Origin of the sequence: Longimicrobium sp. (assembly GCF_036554565.1) — a bacterium.
Lineage (GTDB): Bacteria > Gemmatimonadota > Gemmatimonadetes > Longimicrobiales > Longimicrobiaceae > Longimicrobium.
Genome location: NZ_DATBNB010000746.1, coordinates 1 through 3,008, shown reverse-complemented (window position 1 = coordinate 3,008; position 3,008 = coordinate 1). Strand labels below are relative to the sequence as shown.

The window sequence follows — 3,008 nt, the reverse complement described above, 5'->3', positions numbered from 1 at the left end:
AACGCGCGGGCGAACCAGCTGGCGCACCACCTGGCCGCACGCGGCGTCGGGCCCGAGACGCGGGTGGCGATCTGCCTGGAGCGCGGCCCGGAGCTGGTCGTCTCCCTCCTGGCCGTGCTCAAGGCCGGCGGCGCGTACGTTCCGCTGGACCCTGACTATCCCGCGGAGCGGCTGGCCTTCATGCTCGCTGACTCGGGCGCCCCGCTCCTGCTCACCCGCCTGCCGCTGCCTGCGGGGCTCGCGCCCCACGCCGCTCAGGTCGTGTGCCTGGACGCCAACCGCGAGCGCATCGAGGCCCAGAGCGCCCGGGCGCCGGCCGCGGGCGTGCTCCCCGACAGCTTGGCGTACGTCATCTACACCTCCGGCAGCACCGGGCGCCCCAAGGGAGTGCTGGTGCCGCACCGGGGCGTGGGCAACCTGGCGTACGCGCAGGCCCGCCGCTTCGGCATCGACGGCAGCAGCCGCGTCCTGCAGTTCGCCTCGTTCTCCTTCGACGCGGCGGTGGCGGAGCTCTTCGACGCGCTGCTGGCCGGGGCTACGCTGGTGATGGCGCCGCGCGAAGCGCTGCTCCCCGGTCCGGGGCTGCTGGAGACGCTGCGGCGCGGCCGCGTCACCGTGGCTACCCTGCCGCCGTCGGTGCTGTCCATCCTTCCGCCGGACGACCTCCCGGAGCTGCGCACGGTGGTGAGCGCGGGCGAGGCGGTGGACGTGGCCACGGTGGAGCGGTGGAGCCGCGGGCGCGCGTTCGTGAACGCCTACGGGCCGACGGAAACCACGGTCTGCGCGACGTCCGCCCACTGTGCAGCAGACGGACGTGCGCCGACGATCGGACGCCCGCTGGAGAACGTGCTGGTGTACGTGGTGGACGCGGCCGGGCGGCCGGCGCCTGTCGGGGTTGCCGGCGAGTTGTACGTGGGGGGCGTGGGGGTGGCGCGCGGCTACCTGGGCCAGCCGGGGCTGACGGCGGAGAAGTTCGTCCCCGATCCCTTCGGCACCGAGGCCGGGGCGCGGCTGTATCGGACGGGCGACCGCGTGCGGTGGCGGGAGAGTGCCGTTCTCGAGTTCATCGGGCGCGTGGACGAGCAGGTGAAGGTGCGCGGCTTCCGGATCGAGCCGGGGGAGATCGAAGCCGCGCTGTCGGCGCACGCGGAGGTGCGCGCCGCGCGGGTGATCGTGCGCGAGGACGCGCCCGGCGAGAAGCGGCTGGTGGCGTACGTCGTCGGAGGCGTGGAGGCGGCCGGGCTGCGCGCGCACCTGCGGGAAAGCCTGCCCGAGTACATGGTCCCCACCGCTTTCGTGGCGCTGGAGCAGCTGCCGCTGACGCCGAACGGAAAGCTGGACGTGGGGGCGCTCCCCGCGCCGGAGCTGGCGCCGGATGCGGACCGGCACGTGGCGCCCCGCTCGCCGGGCGAGGAGGTGCTGGCGGGGATCTGGGCCGAGGTGCTGCGCCTGGAGCGGGTGGGGGTGGAGGACAGCTTCTTCGAGCTGGGCGGGCATTCGCTCCTCGCCACGCGGGTGATGTCGCGCATCCGCGAGGTGTTCGCCGTGGAGCTGCCGCTGCGGGCGCTCTTCGAGGGCCCCACGGTGGCGGAGCTGGCGGTGCGGGTGGAGGAGATGCGCCGCGCGGAGCTGCCGGTGCTGCCGCCGGTGGTGCCCGTGGAGCGTACGGGTGCGCTGCCGCCGTCCTTTGCGCAGGAGCGGCTCTGGTTCATCGACCGGCTGGAGCCGGGCAGCGCCGTCTACAACATGCCCATGGCACGGCGCTTGGCGGGCCCGCTAAACGCGGCGGCGCTGGAACGGGCGCTGGGCGAGATCGTCCGCCGCCACGAGGCGCTGCGGACCGTCTTCGCCGAGGTGGACGGCTCGCCGGCGCAGGTGGTCGCGCCCTTCGCCGGTTTCGCCCTGCCCGTGGAGGACCTGTCCGGGCTGGGCGAGGCGGACCGCGAGGAGGCCGTCAGGCGGCGTGCGGGCGAGGAGGCGCGGCGGCCGTTCGACCTCGCCGCGGGGCCGCTCTTCCGTGCCGCGCTGCTGCGGCTGGGCGCCGAGGACCACGTGCTGCTCGTCGGGATGCACCACATCGTCAGCGACGGGTGGAGCATGGGGGTGCTCAACCGCGAGCTTTCGGCGCTGTACGCGGCGTACCGCGAGGGGCGCGAGTCGCCGCTTCCGGAGCTGCCGGTGCAGTACGCCGACTACGCGGTGTGGCAGCGGGAGCAGCTGACGGGGGAGGTGCTCGACCGGCAGCTGGCGTACTGGCGGGAGCGGCTGGCGGGCGCGCCGGAGCTGCTGGAGCTGCCAACGGACCACCCGCGGCCGCCGGTGCAGACGCACCGCGGCGCGACGGTGCCGGTGGAGCTTTCCCCGGAGCTGCTGGAGCGGCTCCAGCGGCTGGGACGGAGCGAGGGCGCCACGCTGTACATGGTTGCGCTGGCCGCCTTCCAGGTGCTGCTGGGCAAGTACGCGGGGAGCGACGACGTGGTGGTGGGCAGCCCCATCGCCGGGCGCGCGCGGAGCGAGGTGGAGGGGCTGATCGGCTTCTTCGTCAACACGCTGGTGCTGCGGACCGACCTTTCCGGCGACCCGGGTTTCCGCGAGGTGCTGCGGCGGGGGCGCGAGGTGACCCTGGGCGCGTACGAGCACCAGGAGGTGCCCTTCGAAAAGCTCGTGGCGGAGCTGAGCCCGGAGCGCAGCCTGAGCCATTCACCGCTCTTCCAGGTGTCGTTCACGCTGGACAACGCCCAGGGAGCGGGCGGCGGGCTCGGCGGGCTGGCCGTGCAGGGGGTGGGAACGGACTTCGAGGCCGCGAAGTTCGACCTGTCGCTGAGCCTGACGGCCGCCGCCCAGGGGCTGCGCGGCGCGTTGAACTACGGCACGGACCTGTTCGAGCGCGGCACGATCGAGCGGATGCTCGGCCACCTGGAGCGCGTGCTGGAGCAGGTCGCCGACAACGCGGACGTGAGGCTTTCGCAGCTGGAACTGCTCGGGAACGCGGAGCGCGCGCTGGTGCT

Annotated in this window: 1 protein-coding gene; it reads left to right on the top strand. The window is 74.2% G+C overall.

Going from position 1 to position 3,008, the window contains the following annotated elements; translation table 11 throughout:
* Positions 1-3,008: amino acid adenylation domain-containing protein (locus VIB55_RS21025; RefSeq protein WP_331878634.1), on the top strand; the 3,008-nt coding region annotated here is incomplete at both ends.